Genomic DNA, 20,519 nt, shown 5'->3' on the forward strand with positions numbered 1-20,519 from the left:
TGGGGCGGATCGTCCGCGAGGAGCTCGGATCCGTGTCCACGCAGGCGCTCTACGACGTGCTGACGGCGTTGGCGCGGGCCCGGCTGGTGCGCCGGCTCGAAACCGGCCAGCGGGCCCGCTTCGAGCTGCGCCGCCACGACCACGACCACGTGGTGTGCCGGGGCTGCGGCGCGGTGGCCGACGTCGAGCGGGCAGGCGACCCGGCACTTCCCAGGTACACGCGGACGCACGGCTTCCGCGTCGACGAGTCCGAGGTCCTGCACTGGGGTCTGTGCCCCGAGTGCCGGCCCGGCGTTCACTGAAATCGGAGAAGGTTCCCCTGATGGCGTTCGAAGACAACACCGACCCGCTGACCACGGCCGCCGGCGCCCCTGTCGCCGACAACCAGAACAGCCTGACCGCGGGCCACCGCGGCCCGGTGCTGCTGCAGGACCTGTGGCTGCTGGAGAAGCTCGCCCACTTCGACCGCGAGGTCATCCCGGAGCGGCGGATGCACGCGAAGGGCTCCGGCGCGTTCGGCACCTTCACGGTCACCGGCGATCTCACGGCCTACACGAGTGCCGCGCTGTTCAGCGAGGCCGGCAACCGGTGCGAGATGTTCGTGCGGTTCTCGACGGTGGCGGGCGAACGCGGTGCGGCCGACGCCGAGCGGGACATCCGCGGCTTCGCGACCCGCTTCTACACCGCCGAGGGCAACTGGGACGTGGTCGGCAACAACACGCCGGTCTTCTTCTTCCGCGACCCGCTGAAGTTCCCCGACCTCGCCCACGCCGTGAAGCGCGACCCGCGCACCAACCTGCGCAACCCCGAGAACAACTGGGGCTTCTGGACGAACCTGCCCGAGGCGCTGCACCAGGTGACGATCGTGATGAGCGACCGGGGCATCCCGCGCTCGTACCGGCACATGCACGGCTTCGGCTCGCACACCTACAGCATGATCAACGCCGCCGGCGTCCGGCACTGGGTCAAGTTCCACTTCCGCACGCGGCAGGGCATCGAGAACCTGACCGACGAGCAGGCGGGCCAGTTGATCGGCCGCGACCGCGAGTCGCACCAGCGCGACCTCTACGACGCCATCGAACGCGGCGAGTTCCCGGTGTGGAAGCTCTACGTCCAGGTCATGCCCGAGGCCGACGCCGCCGGGTACCGCTTCCACCCGTTCGACCTCACCAAGGTGTGGAGCAAGAAGGACTACCCGCTGATCGAGGCCGGCGAGATGCGCCTGGACCGCAACCCGGACAACTACTTCGCCGACGTCGAGCAGGTCGCGTTCACCCCGGCCAACGTCGTGCCCGGCATCTCGCTGAGCCCGGACAAGATGCTGCAGGGCAGGCTGTTCTCCTACGGCGACGCCGCCCGCTACCGCCTCGGCGTGAACCACCACCAGATCCCGGTCAACCACCCGAACGGCGCACGGCAGGTCAACAGCTACCACCGCGACGGCGCGATGAGGGTCGACGGCAACCAGGGCGGTGTCCCCGGCATCCAGCCGAACAACTTCGGCCGCTGGGCCGAGCAGCCCGCCCACGCCGACCCCGCGCAGGCGGTCGGGGCGGTCGCCGACCGGTTCGACTTCCGCGAGGACGACGACAACTACTTCCAGCAGCCGGGAGACCTCTTCCGGCTCATGACCGGCGAGCAGCAGCAGGCGTTGTTCGACAACACCGCCCGCTCCATCAAGGGTGCGCGGAAGGAGACCGTCGAGAAGCACATCGAGCACTGCGGCAAGGCGGACCCCGCCTACGGCGAGGGCGTTCGCAAGGCGTGCGAGGCGATCGGCGCCCTGTGAGGAGCATCCTGTGAGGTTCGAGTGCGGCGCTCATTCCGTGGGCGCCGCACTGATCCGCACGGGACCGTGCCACTCGTCGTTGGGCGACAACACCTTTCCACCGCTGGTGACCACGACACGGCCCTGCGCCGCCAGCTCGCGGGCGACGGTGCGCGTCGGTTCCATGAGGTCGCGCCAGTCGTCATCACCCACGGCGCGCGCCGCTTCCGACGGGCAGATCGACCTGGCCGGACCGCGTGCTCCGGCCAGGTCCAGGATCGCCTGCTCCAGGCGCTGTTCCACCGCGCTCATCTGTGAAGGTCTACCCGCGCGCGGGAGGCGCGAATCTGGTTTTTCCCGTCGTTACGTCGGGTATGTACGATTCCGTGACCGACGTGACGCTCGATCTCCCCGACCTGCTCGTCGACGGCTACACCGCCAAGTTCCCGGATGCCGACGAACCGGTGCTGTTCGACGCCGACGGCCGCGAGGTGACCACCTGGCGGGAGAACTACCCGTTCAGCGAACGCATGTCCCGCCCGGAGTACGACCGGCAGAAGCGGCTGCTGCAGATCGAGCTGCTGAAGCTGCAGTACTGGGTGCGGGAGACCGGGCAGCGGCTGGTGATCCTGTTCGAGGGCCGTGACGCCGCCGGCAAGGGCGGCACCATCAAGCGGTTCACCGAGAACCTCGATCCCCGAGGGGCGCGGATCGTCGCCCTCGAGAAGCCGAGTGAGCGGGAACGCGGCGAGTGGTACTTCCAGCGCTACGTCCGCGAACTGCCGACCGCCGGCGAGATCGTCCTGTTCGACCGCTCCTGGTACAACCGCGCCGTCGTCGAGCACGTGATGGGCTACTGCGCCCAGGACGAGTACGAGCGGTTCATGCGGCAGGCGCCGCAGTTCGAGCGGATGCTCGTCGAGGACGGCGTGCTGCTCGTGAAGTTCTGGTTCTCGGTGTCGCGCAAGGAGCAGCGGACCCGGTTCGTGATCCGGCAGGTCGACCCGGTGCGCCAGTGGAAGCTCAGCCCCAACGACATCAAGTCGCTCGACCGCTGGGACGACTACACCGAGGCGAAGGTCGCGATGCTGCGCGTCACGGACACGGAGATCGCGCCGTGGACCGTGGTGAAGAGCAACGACAAGAAGCGGGCCCGCATCGAGGCCATGCGCAGCGTCCTCGCCCGCTTCGACTACGGCGACAAGGACCACGACGTGGTCGGCACCCCGGACGGCCGCGTCGTGGGCGCCGCGGCCACGCTGCTGGAGGAGGGCGAGGACGACACCGCGCTCAGCCCGACGCCCATCGCCCACAGCATCGAGCACGGTCCGGGCCTGCACCCCGAGGAGTAGGCCGCGGCACCCGGAGCGTCCCGTGAGTCCGTTCGACGACAGGCACGGGACACGCCCTAACCCGGGAGCTGCTCCGGGAAGCCGGCGGCGACGACCAGGCCGGGGTTCTCGAACTTGACGGAGCCCGAGAACCGGTCACCGGCCACGGTCAGCACCCACAGGCAGTCGGCGCGCAGGACCCCGGAGCCGTCGCGGCGGTACCCGGCCGCGGCGGGCTGGCCGTTGGCCCTCGTCGGCAGCATCCGGACGTCCCCGTTCCTGGCGGCGAAGTTCCTCTCCAGGAACGGGACGCACACCCGCACGCCCCGGAACCACACCGGGTGCGGCACGGCCTCGAGGCTGAAGTCGTCGTGGATGACCTCGCGGATGGCGGCGGAGTCGCCCGCCTCGAACGCCGTGACGTAGCGGTCGAGCAGCGCGCGTTCGAGCTCGAGGTCCGGCTGCCGGGGTCGCAGGTCCGTCAGGTCCAGCTCGTCGAGCCGCCTGCGGGCCCGTTGCAGCAGGCTCTTCACCGCGGGAACGCTGACGCCGAGCGTCTCCGCGATCTCGGCGGCCGACCACGACAGGACCTCCCGCAGCAGCAACGCCGCCCGTTGCCGCACCGGCAGGTACTGCAGTGCCGCGATCAGCGCGAGCCGCACCGACTCGCGCAGCACGACCACCTCGCCCGGCTCGTCGTCGCGGTGGTGCAGCAGGGCGTCGGGCAGCGGTTCGAGCCAGGCGATGGACGCGTCGGAGTGGACTCGCACGTCCGGGTCGGTCTCGGGTGCTCCGAGACCGGCCGGGAGCACGCGCCGGCTGCGGTGGGACAGCGCGCTGACGCACGTGTTCGTCGCGATCCGGTACAGCCAGGTCTTGACCGACGACCGCCCCTCGAACCCCGCCATGCCGCGCACCGCCCGCAGGTACGTGTCCTGGACGACGTCCTCGGCGTCCTGGTACGACCCGGTCATCCGGTAGCAGTGCGCGACCAGCCCCGGTCGCAGCAGGTCGAACTCGTCGTGCAACCGCACGCTGGTCAACGGTGGGAGCACCTCGGCAGACACGTCACGCTCCTGGTCGCGGGTCGTCAACTACCCATTGGACACCGCCGGCCGCGAAAAGGAATCGCTACCGCGCGGCCAGTCGTTCGAGGGCGTCGCGCATCGTCGCCAGACCTCCTGCCCGGTAGAAGCGGGGACCGAACGACACCCTCGCCACTCCCAGCGACCTCAACGCCTCCAGGTCGAGCTCGTCGGTCGTGTTGCCGTTGACCGGACCCTCCGCGACCAGGGACGGGAGGGTGTCCCCGGACGACCCGCCGATCGGGTAGACGCAGTCGACGCCCGCCGCGCGGTAGAGACGCGCCCGGCGGAGCGCCTCTGCCAGCCGTTCGGACTCCCCGACCCCGCTCGACGGCAGGAACACGTCGATCCTGGCGTTGACCACGACCGGGACCCCGGCGGCGTCGGCGGCCGCGCGCACCCCGGCGAGCCGGTCCGCCTGCTCCCCGGCGTCCACCAGACCTCCCCGCCGGTGATCGGTGTCCTCCAGGTTGCACCCGACGGCACCGGCGTCGAGGAGCGCGGCCACGAAGTCGCCCGCGGACAGGCCGTACCCCGCCTCCGCGTCCACGGTCACCGGGACGGGCACGGTCCGCGCGATCCGGGCGACCGCCGCGAACATCTCCCGCCACGGCGCCTTCTCGCCGTCCGCGTGGCCGAGCACGTCCGCCACGGCCGCGCTCGACGTCGCCACGACCGGGAACCCCTGCTCCACGACCAGCTCCGCGCTGGGCTCGTCCCACGCGTTCGGCAGCACGAGCATCGAGCCGTGGTGCAGCTCGCGCAGCAGGTCGGCGTGCGCCTTGAGGTCGGACATCTATCGCACCTTTCGCGGGATGAGTGATCCGGCCAGCGCGCCCACGACCGCGAGCGCCGCACCGGTCAGGACAGCGGCGGTGAAGCCGCGGGAGAACTCCTCGCCCGACGCGTGGCTCCCGGCCTTCGAGAACCCCACGACGAGGAGCGCGACACCGAACGCCCCGCCGAGCTGCCGCATCGAGCTGAACGCGCCGGAGGCCTTGCCGAGGAACCGCGGTTCCACCGACGTCAGCACGGCGCTCTGCGCGGCGGGCAGGCACAGGGCGATGCCCGTTCCGGAGAGCACCATCGGCGCCACGATCGCCGCGTACCCGGTCGCCGGACCGGCGACCAGCGCGAGCCACACCATCGCGAGGGCGTGCAGGCCGAGCCCCGCCACGATGAAGGGCCGTTCACCGAACCGGCCGATCCTGCGTCCGACCCACTGCGGGACGACCACCGTCGTCAGTCCCCACGGCGCCAGCGCGAGCCCCGCGGCCAGCGGCCCGTACCCCAGCCCCGTCTGCAGGAACTGCGCCATGAAGAACACCACCCCGAACGCCGAACCCCAGTGGAAGAAGATCACGACGTTGGCGGCGGAGAACCTCCGCGAGCGGAACAGGTGCAGCGGCAGCATCGGGTGGGCGGCACGGCGTTCCCAGAGGACGAACAGCACCATCGCCGCGACCCCGGCCACCGCGGGCACCACACCGCCCTGCACCAGCGCCCACATCAACCCGAACGTCCCCGCGCCCGCGAGCACCAGCCCCGGCACGTCGACGGCGCTGTCCGGTCCCCGGCTCTCACCGATCTTCGTGAGGGCGAGGAAGACCAGCGCGGCGCCGATCGGCACGTTGATCCAGAAGATCCACTGCCAGGACACCCCCGCGACCACGGCGCCGCCGACGAGAGGCCCCAGCGGGACGGCCACACCGCTCACGCTCGCGAAGACACCGAGCGCGCGCGGCCGGAGGTCCCCCGGGAAGGCCGAGCTCAGCAACGCGAGGGCGAGCGGCATGACGAACGCGGCCCCGGCACCCTGCAGCAACCGCCCCGCGATCAACGTCCCGACGTCCGGCGCCGCGGCACACACCAGCGACGCCCCCGCGAACACCGCCACGCCGGCGGCGAACACCTTCCGGCGCCCCCACCGGTCCCCGACGGCCGCCGCCGTCATGAGCAGCACGGCGAAGCTCAGCCCGTAGGCGTTGACCGTCCACTCCAGCTCGGCGAGCGAGGCGCCGAGATCCGTCCTGATCGCCGTCAGCGCGGTCGCGACCACCAGCGCGTCGAGCACGACCATCAGCGACGCGACCGAGGTGATCACGAGCACCCAGGTCCTGGTTCTTCCCTCGACCGCCGGTTCGCCCGCGGTCTTCGTCTCGGTCGGCACTTGGCCCTCCTTCTGCGCTCTTCGGAGGTGCGGACCCGAGGAGGCGGCAGAAGGAATCGGTGCCGGAGTCAGCCGGGGGCGGTTGGGGGTTACCGCTGGTTTCCCGCGCGCAGCCAGGCGATGTAGTCAGCGGCAGCCGCGGCGGTGTCGTACCGGGGCTCGAACCCGGTGTCCTCACGCAGGCGTGTGATGTCGAGCCAGCTCACCTGGCGGTCTCCGGCCGAGGGGAGTTCGCACCGGAAGCCGGGCTCGACGGAGCCGATCGCGGTGGCGACGTCGGCGTTGCTCGTGGCATGACCGGAGGCGACGTTGTAGGTGGAGTGGTTCAGCTTCTCGGCGAGCTGCAGCAGCGCGAGCGCGCGACCGGTGTCCTTGACGTAGAGCAGGTCGAGAGCGTCCTCGGCGTGCGGCGGCGCGATGAGTCCGGACAGGTCGGGTTCACCACGCCGGGCCGCGGCATGAGCCAGGGAGGGTGCGGCGAAGAACGGGTCGGGCAGGTGGCCGCCGGGCCCCCAGGTGCCGGAGACGCGTGCGTTGACGATGTCCACGTCGGTCACGTCCGAGAGGTGACCGGCGAGCAGTTCGGTGACCTTCTTGAACGTCGGGATGGGGTGGAAGTGCCCCAGGGGAATCGGCACGTCCTCGGTCAGCGCGCCTTCGGAGCCGAAGCCGTAGACGCCGATGGTGCTCGCGGTCACGACACGGCGCACACCCCAGGCCTGCGCGGCGCGGACGATGTTGAGGAACGCGTCCAGTGCTGCCCCCGTGGCCTCGATCGGGTCGGTGTCGGTCACCGGCCACGGCAGAGCGACGGCGAGGTGCACGATCCCGGTGATCGGGTACCGCCGGCCCACGGCGAGCAGGGCGTCGAGGTCGGCGACGTCGGCCTGGACGACGTGGACGGGCAGGCCGGCCATGTGCGGGGGGACCTGCGGGGTGCGGCGCTGGAGCAGAACGCACTCCTCGCCGGCGTCGGTGAGGGCGCGGACGGTGTGGGAGCCGATGAAGCCGAGCCCTCCGGTCACGAGGATCATGGTCGCGCCTTTCGCAGTAAGTCTGATCGTCAGCAGTACTGACGATCAGACTAAGCCTAAGATGGGAGCCGTGTCCACCGAGCCGAGCACCACCGCCGACCCGCACGAGGTCCTGGGATACCTCCTCAAGCACGCGACCCTGAAGCTCACGGCGTTGACGGACGCGGCGCTCGAGCCGCTGGGGATCGACAGCAAGGAGTTCGGGACGCTCCGGGTCCTGGCGCACCGGGAACCGGCGTCGCAGCTGCAGGTGGCGCAGACGCTCGGCATCGACCGCACCACGATGGTGGCGTTGCTGGACGTGCTCGAGCGCAAGGGCGTCATCACGCGGCGACCGGACCCCGCGGACCGGCGCAGGAACGTCGTCGCGCTCACCGACCAGGGGATGCGGACCTACGACGCGGCGCGGGTGGCGCACCGGAAGGCCGAGACCGCGTTCCTGGCCGGGATCAGTCCGAATGCGACGGACCAGCTCCGCCGGACGCTGCGCGCCCTCGTGGAGAACTGACCCTGGCCCGCCTACCCGGCCGAACCCAGCTGGGGCTTCCAGCGCACGTGCACGTTCCTGTCCTCCGGCTCCGCCCGCAGCAACGACAACCGCGGCCGGACCGCGTCGGTGCGCGCCGAAGGCGGTTTGCGGCTGCCCGCCCGGTACTGGACGGGCCACTCGGCACCCGTGAACCCCTGTTCAGCCGCGGCGTGCAGGGTCCAGTGCGGGTCGTAGAGGTGTGTGCGGCCGATCGCGCACAGGTCGGCTCGGCCCGCCAGCAGGATGGAGTTCACGTCGTCGTAGGAGGCGATGGCACCGACCGCGATGACGGCCGCGCCCGCCACCTCGTGACGGATCCGGTCCGCGAAAGGGGTCTGGTACGAGCGGCCGTAGGCCGGGCGTTCCGACGCCGTGACCTGGCCCGTCGAGACGTCGATCGCGTCCGCGCCGTGGGCCACGAAGGCGCGGGCGATCTCCACGGCGTCGTGTTCGGTGTTGCCGTCGGGCACCCAGTCGGTCGCGGAGATGCGCACGATCATCGGCCGTTCCGCGGGCCACACGGCACGGACGGCGTCGAACACCTCCAGCGGGAACCGCAGCCGGTTCTCCAGCGGGCCGCCGTACTCGTCGGTCCGCTGGTTCGCGATCGGCGAGAGGAACGACGACAGCAGGTAGCCGTGCGCGCAGTGCAGTTCGAGCAGGTCGAAACCCGCGTCGGCGCCGCGGCGGGCGGCGGCGGTGAACTCGGCGGTGATCCGGTCCAGCGCGGCGCGGTCGAGCTCCACGGGCACCGCCGACCCCGGCCCGTACGGCAGGGCCGAGGGACCGACGACGTCCCAGCCGCCGGAGTCCAGCGGCTCGTCCATGCCCTCCCACATCAGCCGGGTCGAGCCCTTGCGGCCGGAGTGCCCCAGCTGCAGACCGATCCGGGCGGTGCTCCGGGAGTGCACGAACGACACGATGCGCTCCCACGAGTCGCGTTGCCCGTCGGTCCACAGACCGGTGCAGCCGGGCGTGATGCGGCCTTCTGGCGACACGCACACCATCTCGGTCATCACCAGCCCGGCGCCTCCCATCGCCTTCGATCCGAGGTGGACGAGGTGGAAGTCGCCCGGCACGCCGTCGACGGCCGAGTACATGTCCATCGGCGAGACGACCACCCGGTTCCCCAGCTCCAGCCGGCCGAGCCGGAACGGCTGGAACATCGCCGGGACGACGTCCGGAAGCCCTTGCGAGGACGCGAAAGCGGCGTCGACGCGGTCGGCGAACTCCGGGTCGCGGGTGCGGAGGTTGTCGTAGGTGATCCGGCGCGACCGGGTCAGCAGGTTGAAGCAGAACCGGGCCGGCTCCTGCTCCGAGTACATGCCGATGTTCTCGAACCACTCCAGCGACGCCTGCGCCGCTCGTTGCGTCGACTCGACGACGGGGCGGCGCTCAGCCTCGTAGGCGGTCAGCGCTGCTTCGACGTCGCGGTGCTCGTGCAGGCACGCGGCGAGGGCGAGCGAGTCCTCCATCGCGAGCTTGGTGCCGGAGCCGATCGAGAAGTGCGCGGTGTGGGCGGCGTCGCCGACGAGGACGAGGTTGCCGTGGTGCCAGCGCTCGTTGCGGACGGTGGTGAAGCCGAGCCACTTGGAGTTGTTGGCGAACACCCGGTGCCCGGCCAGCTCGTCCGCGAACACCGAGCGGATCCGTGCGACGGCGCGCTCGTCCGAGACACCCGGCGGGAACTCCTCGGCGGTGTCGAACCCGGCCCGCCGCCAGACGTCCTCGTGCATCTCGACGATGAACGTGGACCCGGTGTCGGAGTACGGGTAGCCGTGCACCTGCATGGTGCCCCACTCGGTGTCCTTGATGAAGAACTGGAACGCCTCGAAGACGAGGTCCGTGCCGAGCCACATGTACCTGTTGTGCCGCCGGTCGAGAACAGGGCGGAAGACGTCCGAAGAGGACTGTCGAACCAGCGAGTTCACGCCGTCCGCGCCGACGACCAGGTCGTGGGACCCGCGAAGGAGACCGAGATCGGGCGCGGGCGTCGAGAAGCGCACCACCACACCGAGGTCGTGGCACCGCTGCTGCAACAGGCCGAGCAGGTCATTGCGGCTCATCGCGGCGAACCCCTGCCCGCCAACGGTGTGCGTGGAGCCGCGGTAGTGGATGTCGATGTCCGTCCACCGCGCGAACCGGCGCGACATGGCGGCGGCGAACTCGGGATCGGCGTTCTCGATGCCGCCGAGCGTCTCGTCGGAGAACACCACGCCGAACCCGAACGTGACGTCCGCGGCGTCCCTCTCCCACACGGTCACCTCGTGCGCCGGGTCGAGCTGCTTCATCAGCGCGGCGAGGTAGAGGCCACCGGGACCACCCCCGACGACGGCGATCTTCATGCGAGCACCTCGTCCTCTGCGACCTGGCCTTCGAAGAACCGGCGCAGCGCGAACCGCTGCAGCTTGCCGCTCGCGTTGCGCGGCAACGAGGTCAGGAACCGGACCTCGCGCGGATACTTGTACGGGGCGATGGTCCGCTTGACGTGGTCCTGGATCTCCCGCGCCTTGGCGGCGTCGGCGGTCACGCCGTCCCGCAGCACCACGAACGCGCACACGACCGAGCCGCGTTCGTCGTCGGGCTTGGCGACGACGGCGGACTCCAGCACGTCGGGGTGGGTCTCGACGGCCTCCTCGACCTCCGGCCCGCCGATGTTGTACCCGGACGAGACGATCATGTGGTCGCTGCGGGCGTGGTAGTGGAAGTAGCCGTCCTCGTCGCGGTGGAAGACGTCGCCGGTGACGTTCCAGCCGCTCACCACGTAGTCCTTCTGACGGGGGTCGTCGAGGTAGCGGCAGCCGACGGGGCCGATGACGCCGAGGCGTCCGGGCTCGCCGGGGCCGAGTTCGAGGCCGTCGGCGCCGAGGACGGTGGCGCGGTAGCCCGGCACCGGCTTGCCGGTGGCGCCGGGCCGGATGTCGTCGCCCGCGGCGGAGATGAAGATGTGCAACAGCTCTGTGGCGCCGATGCCGTCGATCACCCGGAGCCCGAGCCGGTCGCGCAGCCGTTCCCAGGTCTCGCGCGGGATGTGTTCACCGGCCGACACCGCGCCGCGCAGTCCGCGGAGCTTGTCCTCGGCGCCTGCACGCAGGATCGCCTTGTACGCGGTGGGCGCCGTGGCGAGCACCGTGACCCCGTGCTCGGCGACGAGGTCCGCGAGCCGCAACGGTGTCGCGGCCTCGGTCAGCAGAGCGCACGCGCCCGCCCGTAAGGGGAACACGACGAGCATGCCGAGCCCGAACGTGAACGCGAACGGCGCCGTGCAGGCGACGAGGTCGTCCGCCGTCAACCGCAGCACGTGGCGGCCGAACGTGTTGTCGATCGACAGGACGTCGCGGTGGAAGTGGGCGGTGATCTTCGGCGACCCGGTGCTCCCGGACGTGGGCGCCAGCAGCGCCACGTCGTCGGCCGCGGTGTCCACGGCGGTGAACTCCCCGGACTTCGCCGCGGCCCGCGCCGCGAGGTCGTCGTAGTCCACCACCGCCAGTTCGGGGAAGGCGCGGACGTCCTCGGCGAACCGCGGGTCCACCAGCGCGACCGCCGGACGAGTCCGCTCCACGACGGGCGCGAGCTCACGGGTGCGCAGCGCGGCCATCGTGGTCACCACGACTCCCCCGGCCTTCAGCACGCCGAGCCACGCGGCCACGGTCCACGGGTTGTTGGGCGAACGCAGCAGGACCCGTTGCCCCGCAACGAGGTCGAGGTCCTCGGTCAGCACCTGGGCCACCTGGTCGGCGCGGGTCCGCAGCTCGCCGTAGGACCACACCTCCCCCTCCGGCGTCCGCAACGCCGGGCGGTCCGGACCGAACACCGCCGCCGGGACGTCGATCAGCTCGGTCGCGGCGTTGAGGCGGTCCGGGTAGGCCAGCTCCGGCGTCGTGAACTCGATCACCGGCCACAGCGCGGCGGGCGGGAGGTGGTCGCGGGCGAAGGTGTCCATCGTGAGTCCTTCCGCGGGCGGCGGGTCAGGAAGCGCGGACCATGCCCTCCTGGGCAACGGTGGCGAGGTGGAGCCCGTCGCGGGTGAAGAAGCGACCGTGTCCGAGTCCGCGGCCCGCGTCGGCGGCGACCGCTTCCTGCGCGTAGAGCAGCCAGTCTCCGATCGGGCCTTCCCGGTGGAACCACATGGCGTGGTCCAGGCTCGCGGTGACCAGTCCCGGCCGGGCCCACGGCAGGTCGAGCACGCGCAGGACGGGTTCGAGGATCGTGTAGTCGCAGACGTAGGCCAGCGCGGCGAGGTCCCGTTGCGCGCCGGTCAGCCCGTCGACCGGGCGCAGCGGGTCGAACGGCTTGATCCACACCGCCTGGTGCGGGACCTTCTCGCCGTCGACCGCCAGGTAGACGGGACCGGGCACGTGCCGCATGTCGAAGCCGCGGCCACCGGACCAGTAGTCCTTCGACTCCTCGGTCATCGTGCCGCCGCTGCGGCCGGTGAGGTAGTCCGCCGTGCTGGGCAGGCTTTCCGGCTCGGGCAGATCCTCGGCGGGCGACTGGAAACTGCCGCCCGGTCCCCCGGCGGCGAAGTTCGCGAGGCAGGCGTAGAGGGGCTTGCCGTTCTGGTAGCCGCGGACCTGCCGGGTGCTGTAGCCGCGGCCGTCGCGCAGCACCTCCACCTCGTAGCGCACCTCGGCGCCGATGTCGGCCGGGCGCAGGAAGTAGCTGTGCATCGAGTGCAACGACTTGCCGTCGGTCACGGAGCGCATGGCCGCGGCCGCCGCGGCGGCGACCAGGTCTCCCCCGTACGCCTTGGGCCACGGGCAGGGCTGGGTGACGGCGGTGAACGCCAGGTCGAAGTGCCGCGGCGCGACCGGCGTCAGCGTGATGGCGGTCGTGAAGACCTCGGAGGTGATCGTCCCGGCCGTCATCGGGTCAGCCAGTCGCGCAAGTCCTCGTCAGGCACGTCGTCGAGGTTGACGACGATGTTCTCCGGCGTCCGCGTGGTCATCCACGTGAGCGGCCTGTTCCGGTCGAGATTGCACTCGATGTGCGGCATGAACGGCGGCACGAACACCCAGTCGCCCTCCGCCATGTCGACGTAGTCCTCGAACCTCTCGCCGAAGTAGATCCGCGCGCGGCCGGACAGCACGTACCCGCCGGTCTCGGCCTCGCCGTGGTGGTGGGTCACCGAGCGGTAGCCCGGCTCGTTGGTGACCTTGCCGAACCACAGCCGCGTGGCCGGGGTGTGCTGGATGCTCACGCCCGAGATCCGGATCGCGCCACCGGAGTTCGCGGTGTCCGGGTTCTCGGCGCCGCCGCGCGTCACCACCGGCGCGACGAGCCCGCTGGGCAGCCGGTACGCCGAGTTGTCGCCTTCGAGCCGGTACTTGCTGAGGTCGGGCTCCATATATCGCATTCTTCACCGTCGTCAGATATTGTCAATACGCATGAGGCCCCTAGCGGTGAACCCCGCCAGCCTTCCCACCCCGAGCGGCTACTCCCACGGCACGCTCGCCGGCACCGTGCTCCACCTGGGAGGGCAGACCGCCCTCGACGCCGGCACGAGGATCGTCCCCGGCGGCATCGTCGAGCAGTTCCGCCAGGCGTTCGGCAACGTGCTGACGACGCTGCGCGCGGCGGGCGGCGAGCCGGAGGACCTGGTCAGCATCACGATCTACCTCACGGACATCCCGGACTACCAGGCGCACGGCAAGGAGATCGGCAAGGTGTGGCGCGAGCTCGCCGGCCCCGTCTACCCGGCCATGGCGGGCATCGGCTGCACCGCGCTGTGGCAGCCGGAGGCGCTGATCGAGATCCTCGGCGTGGCGGTGATCCCGGAAGACCGGCTGATCACTCCGCAGCCGTGATTGCGTTTTCATGATCATCGAAATGGGAGCGCGATGAAGCTGGCATCCCTGACCGTCGGCGGTGTGCGCCATGCGGGTCTCGTGGACGAGGCGGAGCAGTCGGTCACGCTGCTGGCCACCACCGTCGACGACGTGGTCCGGGGCGGGCCGGTCGGTGCCCGCGGCGAGGTCCTGCCGCTGTCCGGGGTCCGCCTGGAGTCACCGCTGCACCGGTTCAACCGCGACGTCCTGTGCACCGGCTGGAACTACCTCGACCACTTCGAGGAGTCGAAGGGCAGGCGCGAGGGGCAGGACCCCGTGTCCGTCCCGGAGCGTCCGGCGTTCTTCACCAAGGGCCCGGACACGGTCATCGGACCGGCCGACGACATCGCCTACGACCCCGCGTTGTCACAGAAGTGGGACTACGAGGCCGAGATCGCCCTGGTCATCGGCCGCGACGGCCGGTCGATCCCCGAGGAGAAGGCCCTGGACCACGTGTTCGGGTTCCTCGTCGCCAACGACGTCTCGCAGCGCGACCTCCAACGCGCGCACGGCGGGCAGTGGCTCAAGGGCAAGAGCCTCGACCGCACGATGCCGCTCGGCCCGTGGATCACCACCACGGACTCCGTGGACGACCTCGCGGATCTGCGGGTGCAGTGCGAGGTCAACGGCGTGCTGCTGCAGAACGCGTCCAGCGCGCAGATGGCGTTCTCGTTCGCCCGGATCATCGCCGAGCTGAGCCACGGCATGACCCTGCGCGCCGGGGACGTGGTCCTCACCGGCACGCCCAGCGGCATCGGGAACGCCCGTGAGCCGCAGGTCTTCCTGCGCGACGGCGACGTGGTGGTGACTCGGGTGAGCGGGCTGGGCGAGCTGCGCAACACTGTCACCCTGACGGATCTCGGCCAGGGAGGAGAGGGCGCTGAACCTCGCGGTGAACGGTGACGTCGAGCAGGACCTCGCCCCGGCCGGGCGCGACCGGCTCGGTCCGCTCATCATCACGCTCTTCGGCCTGTACGCGCGCGGCGAGGACAACTGGCTCTCGGTGGCGTCCGTCGTGCAGCTGATGGCGGAGCTCGGCGTCGAGGGCCAGGCGGTCCGGTCGTCGATCTCGCGCCTGAAGCGCCGCGGCGTCGTCGTCGCCGACCGCCGTGACGGCGCCGCCGGCTACGCCCTCGCGGACTCCACCGTGGAGACACTCGCGGAAGGCGACACGCGCATCTTCGAACGCCGCCGCGCGACCGCCGAGGACGGCTGGGTCGTGGTGGTGTTCTCCGTGCCCGAGTCGGAACGCGAGAAGCGCCACGCGTTGCGCACCAGCCTGACCCAGCTGGGCTTCGGCACCGCCGCGCCCGGCGTGTGGGTGGCGCCGGGCAACCTGGCGGGCGAGACCCGGCGAACCCTGGAACGCCGCGGTCTGTCCGAGTACGTCGACCTCTTCACCGGCCGGCACTTCGCGTTCGGCGACCTGCGCTCGAAGGTGCGCGCGTGGTGGGACCTCGACGAGCTGGCGGACCTGTACGCGGACTTCCTGCGCCGCCACCGCCCCGTCGCCGACTCCGCTCCCACCTCCCCGGAACAAGCCTTCCAGACGTACGTGCCGATGCTCACCCAGTGGCGGCGCCTGCCCTACAGCGACCCGGGCCTTCCCCTGTCCCTGCTGCCGCCGGGCTGGAACGGCGTGACGGCGGAGGCGTTGTTCGAGAAGCTGAACACCACGCTGAGCGCCCCGGCCCGCGAACACGCGCTGGCCGTGATCCACGGCCGATGACCACCTTGGTGGCACGGGAGATCTACGACATCCCGGTCAGCACTCTCGCGGGTGAACCGGGCGACCTGAGCGCGTTGCGCGGCAAGGTGGCGCTCGTCGTCGACGTCGCCTCGCGCTGCGGCCTGACCCCGCAGTACGCCGGCCTGGAGCGGCTCCAGGAGAAGTACGGCCCGCAGGGCTTCACCGTGGCCGGCTTCCCGTGCAACCAGTTCATGGGCCAGGAGCCGGGCACCTCCGAGGAGATCGCCACCTTCTGCTCGGCCACGTACGGGGTGTCGTTCCCGCTGTACGAGAAGATCGAGGTCAACGGCCCTGACCGGCACGCCGTCTACCGGGAGCTGACCGGGCACGCCGACGCCGACGGCACCACGGGCGACGTGCGGTGGAACTTCGAGAAGTTCCTCGTGTCGCGGGACGGGGAGGTGCTCGCCCGGTTCCGGCCGCGGACGGAGCCCGAGGACGCCGCGGTGATCGAGGCGATCGAGGCCGCGCTGCGCTGACGCGGTTCTGCCGGACCGCCGCCGCGCGGTCCGGCAGAACGCGGGACCCGGCCACCGGCAGCCCCGGTCGCGATGGACGACCGGGGTGCCGCGGGCAGGCCGAGCCCCTGGGACGGCCCGTCGTCAGACCTGTGAGAAGTGCGCCGCGTCCCCCACGACAGTCGTGCTCGCCACGCCCTCGACGCTCACCGGCACCTCGCCCGCGATGGTAATCCGGTTCAGGCGGCGGCGGACGTCGTCGTAGTCGGCCACGCCGTAGTGCTGGGTGGCGCGGTTGTCCCAGATCGCCACGTCGCCGTCGGACCACTGCCAGCGCACGGTGTTCTCGAGCCTGGTGATGCGGTTCTGCAGCAGGTCGAAGATCGCCCGCGACTCCGCGGTGCTCACGCCGACGATCCGCTTCACGAAGTGGCCCAGCAGCAGGGCCCGTTCGCCGGTCTCGGGGTGCACGTGCACGACCGGGTGCTCGGTCTCGTAGCGCAGCGACTCGAACTCGTCGCGGTAGGTCTGCTCCTTCACGTCGATGCCGCCGATGCGGGTCTCGTCGACCTGGGCGGCGTAGTCGTAGAGGTTGGTGTGCACCGCCCACAGGCGGTCGGCCAGTGCCTTCAGGGCCTCGGGGAGCTCGGCGTAGGCGCGGGCGGTGTTCGCCCACACCGTGTTGCCGCCGTAGGGCGGGAGCTCGACCGCGCGCAGGATGCTGATCGCGGGGACGCGGTCCACGAACGTGACGTCGGTGTGCCAGCTGTTGGCCTTGCCGTGCCGCGAGTCGATCGCCAGGACGTTGGCGTGCTGCTCGCCCCTCACGGTGGGGTGGGCCAGGGTCGGTTCGCCGAGCAGGCGCGCGAACGCGAGCTGGCCCGCGTCGTCGAGGTGGTGCTGGCCGGAGAAGAACACGACCTTGTTGGCCAGCAACGCCGCCCTGACCTCGGCGACGGTGTCCGCCGGCAGGTCGCCGCCGAGCCGGACGCCGTCGATCCGCGCACCGATCCCCGCGCCCAGCTTGTGAACGGTGCCCAGTTTGTGAACGGTGCCCAGCTTGTGAACGGCAACGGTGTCCGAGAGTTGTGCGGTCATCGCGGAGTTCCTTTCGCAGAAGGGCCTGCCCCCACAGTGCTGAGGCCCGCGCGGCCGCCGCAACAGTGCGGCGCCAGGAAGTTCGGTGTTCCCAGCTGCTGGAACGCCGGACTTTCTTCCAGCGTGGAAGATAAGCGGCCTCGTCCAGCCCCTCCACCATGATGTGGGAGCCGTTGACCGGGCCGAAACCGGATGTGACCCTTCGGTCGTGAGCCAAGCCGCCTATCTCACCGAGCGCCGGCACGTCGATCTTCGACGGCACGCCAGCGCGTTCTGTCGCGCCGGTCGCTGAACCAACACTCCACACGGGACGAACAGTCCCGCTTCTTCGGCGTGCCCGTTCTTCCCTTCAGCAAAGGACCTGCCGTGACCACCACGCGACGGAACTTCCTAGGCCTCTCCCTGCTCGGACTGACAGCGGCGACCGTCGGCTGCTCGACCGCGGCCGGTGCGGGCGCCGAGACCAAGACCTTGCGCTACCAGGGCTGGGCGGGCGACGTGACGCTCCCCGAGCTGGCCGCCGACCTCGGGTACCTGGGCGACGTGAAGCTCGAGTGGGTCGGCAACACCATCAGCGGCCCGCAGGACATCCAGTCCGCCGCGACCGGGCAGGTCGACTTCGGCGGCGCGTTCAACGGGGCGGTGGTCAAGCTCAAGGCCGCCGGGGCGCCGATCCGGTCGGTGATCGGCTACTACGGCTCGGACGAGAACGCCTACAGCGGCTTCTACACGCTCGACGACAGTCCGATCAGGACAGCCCGCGACCTGCTGGGCAAGAAGGTCGGGATGAACACGCTCGGCGCGCACCACGAGGCGATGCTCGGCATCTACCTCAAGCGCGCGGGGCTGAGCCTGGACGAGGTCAAGAAGGTCGAGCCGATCGTCGTGCCGCCGGTCAACACCGAGCAGTCGGTGCGGCAGAAGCAGATCGAGGTCGGCGTGCTCGGCGGGATCCTGCGCGACAAGGCGTTGGAGAAGGGCGGTGTCCGCAAGCTGTTCTCCGACTTCGACCTGCTCGGCCCGTTCACCGCCGGCACCTACGTGTTCACCGAGAAGTTCCTGCGGGACAACCCCGGCACGGTCCGGTCGTTCGTCAGCGGGGTGGCCAAGGCGATCGAGTGGAGCCGGACCACACCACGTGAGCAGGTGGTCGCCCGCAAGGTCGAGATCCTCACCCGGCGCGGACGCAACGAGGACCCGGCGGCGCTGAAGTACTGGAAGTCCACCGGTGTCGCCGAGAAGGGCGGCAAGATCCTCGACGAGGAGCTGTCCATCTGGGTCGACTGGCTCGCCGAACGCGGGGAGATCACCAAGGACCAGGTGGAGCTCACCGGCCTGTACACCAACGAGTACAACGAGCTCGCCCGATGAGCGCGCACATCGCCTTCCGCGGCGTCACCAAGCGGTTCGAGGTCAAGGTCCGCCGGCAGCTCACCCAGTTCACCGCGGTCGACGACATCGACCTCGACGTCGAACGCGGCGAGTTCGTCGTGCTGGTCGGTCCCAGCGGTTGTGGCAAGTCGACGCTGCTCGACCTGCTCGGCGGTCTCACGGCGCCGACCGAGGGCGAGATCCTCCTGGACGGCGAGCGGGTCACCGGGCCGGGCCTGGACCGCGGCATCGTGTTCCAGCAGTACGCGCTGCTGCCGTGGCGGACCGCGCTGGGCAACGTCGAGTTCGGCCTGGAGGCCACGGGAGTGCCGCGGCGGCAGCGGACGGGCCGCGCCCGGGAGTTCCTCGACCTGGTGGGGCTGACCGGGTTCGAGGACCGGCACCCGCACCAGCTGTCCGGCGGGATGCGGCAGCGCGTCGCGATCGCCCGCAGCCTCGCCTACGACCCGCAGGTGCTGCTGATGGACGAGCCGTTCGCCGCGCTCGACGCGCAGACACGCGAGTCGTTGCAGGACGAGCTGCTGCGCATCTGGCAGCGCACCGGCAAGACCGTCGTGTTCATCACCCACTCCATCGACGAGGCCGTCCACCTCGGCCAGCGGGTGGTCGTGCTGACCTCGCGCCCCGGCCGGGTCAAGGAGACCGTGGCCATCGACCTCGGTGACCGCACCCGGCAGGCCGACCTGCGGTCCAGCACCGAGTTCGCCCGCTACCGCCACCGCATCTGGGACCTGCTGCACGACGAGGTCTCCCGCGCACAACTCCAGGAGAAGGAGGTGGTGGGAGCATGACCGCGCTGCTGGAGACCCCGCCGCAGACCAGTCGTCCCACCCCGCCGCGCAGTCGGCCGCGGCGGACCGTCTCGCGGGTCGCCGACGCCCTGCTCACCGGCATCGGCAAGGTCGCCGCCATCGCGGTGCTGCTGGCGGTGTGGGAGGCCGCGCCCCGGCTCGGTCTCGTCGACGCCACGTTCCTCCCGCCGTTCTCCACCGTCCTCGGGGCCTGGTGGGACCTCGCGGTCAGCGGGAAGCTGCTGGACAACACGCAGGCGAGCCTCGTGAGGTCGTTGTCGGGCTTCGGTCTCGCGGTCGCCGCCGCTGTGCCGCTCGGCCTGCTCATCGGCTGGTACAAGCCGGTGGCGACGCTGCTCGGCCCGCTGCTGGAGGTGTTCCGCAACACCGCCGCGCTCGCGTTGCTGCCGGTGTTCGTGCTGCTGCTGGGCATCGGCGAGACGTCGAAGATCGCGATCGTCTTCTACGCCTGCGCCTGGCCGGTGCTGCTCAACACGATCAGCGCCGTGCGGGCGGTCGACCCGGTCCTGCTGCGGCTCGCGAGGTCGGTGGACCTGTCGGGGTTCCGGTTGTTCCAGAAGGTGATCCTGCCCGCGTCGGTGCCGACGGTGTTCACCGGCATCCGGCTCGCGGGCGCGGTGTCGATCCTCGTGCTGGTGGCCGCGGAGATGGTCGGCGCCAAGGCCGGCCTCGGCTACCTGATCAACGCCTCGCAGTTCAACTTCGCGATCCCGCAGATGTACGCGGGGATCATCACGATCTCCGCCATCGGCGTGCTGTTCAACCAGGTGCTGGTCGGCCTGGAGCGCCGCTTCACCTCCTGGCGCGTCCCGGTCGGAGCATGAGGAGACACGATGACGCTCACAGCTGACGTACTGGTGGTGGGTGGCGGGCCTGCCGCCACGTGGGCCGCTTTGAAGGCCTCCGAACAAGGCGCCTCGGTCGTGCTGGCGGACAAGGGCTACTGCGGGACCAGCGGTGCGACCGCGTCCGTCGGCACCGGCGTCTGGTACGTGCCCCCGGAGGAGAAGGCGCGCGAGGCGGCCATGGCCAGCCGCGAGGCGCTGGGCGGTTACCTCGCCGACCGCCGGTGGATGGCCAGGGTGCTCGACGAGACCTACGAGCGGATCAACGAACTGGCCGGCGCGGGCCGCTACCCGTTCCCCGTCGCACCGGACGGCACACCGCTGCGCACCGGGCTGCAGGGCCCGGAGTACATGCGGCGCCAGCGGATCCGCGTCACACGGGCGGGGGTCACGATCCTCGACCACAGCCCGGTCGCCGA

At 70.9% G+C, this 20,519-nt stretch carries 23 protein-coding genes; 13 read left to right on the top strand and 10 right to left on the bottom strand.

Annotated features, from left to right (window positions below):
* Together VM306_RS35100 and VM306_RS35105 are read left to right on the top strand one after the other, a co-directional pair.
* The coding region (locus VM306_RS35100; protein ID WP_325522651.1) for a Fur family transcriptional regulator at window positions 1-302 on the top strand (302 nt) is incomplete at its 5' end.
* Between the two features lie 20 nt (window positions 303-322).
* Entirely contained in the window at window positions 323-1,789 is a 1,467-nt protein-coding gene (locus tag VM306_RS35105; protein ID WP_325522653.1) for a catalase, read from the top strand.
* Window positions 1,790-1,819: 30 nt separating this feature from the next.
* On the opposite strand, the gene VM306_RS35110 is transcribed toward VM306_RS35105, so the two are convergent.
* A complete protein-coding gene (locus VM306_RS35110; RefSeq protein ID WP_325522655.1) occupies window positions 1,820-2,080 on the bottom strand; it encodes a DUF3253 domain-containing protein in 261 nt (86 codons plus the stop codon).
* Between the two features lie 83 nt (window positions 2,081-2,163).
* Here VM306_RS35110 and ppk2 point away from each other — a divergent pair, with 83 nt between their 5' ends.
* Window positions 2,164-3,120, top strand: a complete 957-nt coding sequence (ppk2, locus tag VM306_RS35115; RefSeq protein WP_325522657.1) for a polyphosphate kinase 2 — start codon at window positions 2,164-2,166, stop codon at window positions 3,118-3,120.
* Window positions 3,121-3,176: 56 nt separating this feature from the next.
* Here ppk2 and VM306_RS35120 read toward each other — a convergent pair whose 3' ends face one another.
* The 4 genes from VM306_RS35120 to VM306_RS35135 form a co-directional block, all read right to left on the bottom strand.
* Window positions 3,177-4,166, bottom strand: coding sequence for an RNA polymerase subunit sigma-70 (locus tag VM306_RS35120; RefSeq protein ID WP_325522659.1), 990 nt, complete (start codon window positions 4,164-4,166; stop codon window positions 3,177-3,179).
* Between the two features lie 64 nt (window positions 4,167-4,230).
* On the bottom strand, window positions 4,231-4,980 hold the full coding sequence (locus VM306_RS35125) for an isocitrate lyase/phosphoenolpyruvate mutase family protein (RefSeq protein ID WP_325522661.1): 750 nt from the start codon (window positions 4,978-4,980) through the stop codon (window positions 4,231-4,233).
* The gene (locus VM306_RS35130; protein WP_325522663.1) at window positions 4,981-6,354 is read right to left on the bottom strand and encodes an MFS transporter; all 1,374 of its coding nucleotides are present in this window, start codon (window positions 6,352-6,354) and stop codon (window positions 4,981-4,983) included.
* Between the two features lie 89 nt (window positions 6,355-6,443).
* Window positions 6,444-7,388: an NAD(P)-dependent oxidoreductase gene (locus tag VM306_RS35135; RefSeq protein ID WP_325522665.1), complete on the bottom strand. Its 945-nt coding sequence runs from the start codon at window positions 7,386-7,388 to the stop codon at window positions 6,444-6,446.
* A gap of 70 nt (window positions 7,389-7,458) precedes the next feature.
* Between VM306_RS35135 and VM306_RS35140 the strand changes: the two genes are divergently transcribed.
* Complete coding sequence (locus VM306_RS35140; protein WP_325522667.1) at window positions 7,459-7,896, top strand: MarR family winged helix-turn-helix transcriptional regulator; 438 nt, start codon at window positions 7,459-7,461, stop codon at window positions 7,894-7,896.
* Between the two features lie 11 nt (window positions 7,897-7,907).
* Here the strand turns inward: VM306_RS35140 and VM306_RS35145 are convergent, their stop codons facing one another.
* Genes VM306_RS35145 through VM306_RS35160 form a run of 4 tightly spaced genes read right to left on the bottom strand, consistent with a single transcriptional unit; the run spans window position 7,908 to window position 13,264 of the window.
* Window positions 7,908-10,262 carry a bifunctional salicylyl-CoA 5-hydroxylase/oxidoreductase gene (locus tag VM306_RS35145; RefSeq protein WP_325522669.1) on the bottom strand — a complete coding sequence of 785 codons (2,355 nt, stop codon included), beginning with the start codon at window positions 10,260-10,262 and terminating at the stop codon, window positions 7,908-7,910.
* Window positions 10,259-11,860 carry an AMP-binding protein gene (locus tag VM306_RS35150; RefSeq protein ID WP_325522671.1) on the bottom strand — a complete coding sequence of 534 codons (1,602 nt, stop codon included), beginning with the start codon at window positions 11,858-11,860 and terminating at the stop codon, window positions 10,259-10,261. The genes VM306_RS35145 and VM306_RS35150 overlap by 4 nt, the downstream gene beginning before the upstream one ends.
* A gap of 25 nt (window positions 11,861-11,885) precedes the next feature.
* On the bottom strand, window positions 11,886-12,785 hold the full coding sequence (locus VM306_RS35155) for an acyl-CoA thioesterase (RefSeq protein WP_325522673.1): 900 nt from the start codon (window positions 12,783-12,785) through the stop codon (window positions 11,886-11,888).
* The gene (locus tag VM306_RS35160) at window positions 12,782-13,264 is read right to left on the bottom strand and encodes a cupin domain-containing protein (RefSeq protein WP_325522675.1); all 483 of its coding nucleotides are present in this window, start codon (window positions 13,262-13,264) and stop codon (window positions 12,782-12,784) included. The genes VM306_RS35155 and VM306_RS35160 overlap by 4 nt, the downstream gene beginning before the upstream one ends.
* A 40-nt stretch (window positions 13,265-13,304) precedes the next feature.
* Here VM306_RS35160 and VM306_RS35165 point away from each other — a divergent pair, with 40 nt between their 5' ends.
* The 4 genes from VM306_RS35165 to VM306_RS35180 are packed head-to-tail and all read left to right on the top strand — an operon-like array spanning window position 13,305 to window position 15,974.
* Window positions 13,305-13,724, top strand: a complete 420-nt coding sequence (locus tag VM306_RS35165; protein WP_325522677.1) for a RidA family protein — start codon at window positions 13,305-13,307, stop codon at window positions 13,722-13,724.
* 33 nt (window positions 13,725-13,757) lie between these two features.
* Window positions 13,758-14,648, top strand: a complete 891-nt coding sequence (locus VM306_RS35170) for a fumarylacetoacetate hydrolase family protein (protein WP_325522679.1) — start codon at window positions 13,758-13,760, stop codon at window positions 14,646-14,648.
* A complete protein-coding gene (locus tag VM306_RS35175; protein ID WP_325522681.1) occupies window positions 14,638-15,474 on the top strand; it encodes a PaaX family transcriptional regulator C-terminal domain-containing protein in 837 nt (278 codons plus the stop codon). Before VM306_RS35170 ends, VM306_RS35175 begins: the two co-directional genes overlap by 11 nt.
* A complete protein-coding gene (locus VM306_RS35180) occupies window positions 15,471-15,974 on the top strand; it encodes a glutathione peroxidase (protein ID WP_325522683.1) in 504 nt (167 codons plus the stop codon). The genes VM306_RS35175 and VM306_RS35180 overlap by 4 nt, the downstream gene beginning before the upstream one ends.
* Window positions 15,975-16,097: 123 nt before the next feature.
* Here the strand turns inward: VM306_RS35180 and VM306_RS35185 are convergent, their stop codons facing one another.
* A complete protein-coding gene (locus VM306_RS35185; RefSeq protein ID WP_325522685.1) occupies window positions 16,098-17,051 on the bottom strand; it encodes a TauD/TfdA family dioxygenase in 954 nt (317 codons plus the stop codon).
* A gap of 208 nt (window positions 17,052-17,259) precedes the next feature.
* On the opposite strand from VM306_RS35185, the gene VM306_RS41495 reads away from it, so the two are divergent.
* The 5 genes from VM306_RS41495 to VM306_RS35205 all read left to right on the top strand — a co-directional run.
* Window positions 17,260-17,343: a putative leader peptide gene (locus VM306_RS41495; protein WP_414672493.1), complete on the top strand. Its 84-nt coding sequence runs from the start codon at window positions 17,260-17,262 to the stop codon at window positions 17,341-17,343.
* Window positions 17,344-17,417: 74 nt separating this feature from the next.
* Window positions 17,418-18,422: an ABC transporter substrate-binding protein gene (locus VM306_RS35190; RefSeq protein ID WP_325522687.1), complete on the top strand. Its 1,005-nt coding sequence runs from the start codon at window positions 17,418-17,420 to the stop codon at window positions 18,420-18,422.
* Window positions 18,419-19,234 carry an ABC transporter ATP-binding protein gene (locus VM306_RS35195; protein ID WP_325522689.1) on the top strand — a complete coding sequence of 272 codons (816 nt, stop codon included), beginning with the start codon at window positions 18,419-18,421 and terminating at the stop codon, window positions 19,232-19,234. The genes VM306_RS35190 and VM306_RS35195 overlap by 4 nt, the downstream gene beginning before the upstream one ends.
* Window positions 19,231-20,079, top strand: coding sequence for an ABC transporter permease (locus VM306_RS35200; protein WP_325522691.1), 849 nt, complete (start codon window positions 19,231-19,233; stop codon window positions 20,077-20,079). Before VM306_RS35195 ends, VM306_RS35200 begins: the two co-directional genes overlap by 4 nt.
* A gap of 9 nt (window positions 20,080-20,088) precedes the next feature.
* Window positions 20,089-20,519 (top strand): FAD-binding protein (locus tag VM306_RS35205; RefSeq protein WP_325522693.1); only part of this gene is annotated, 431 nt, incomplete at its 3' end.

The sequence above is a fragment of the Lentzea sp. genome, assembly GCF_035525475.1.
Classification (GTDB): domain Bacteria; phylum Actinomycetota; class Actinomycetes; order Mycobacteriales; family Pseudonocardiaceae; genus Lentzea.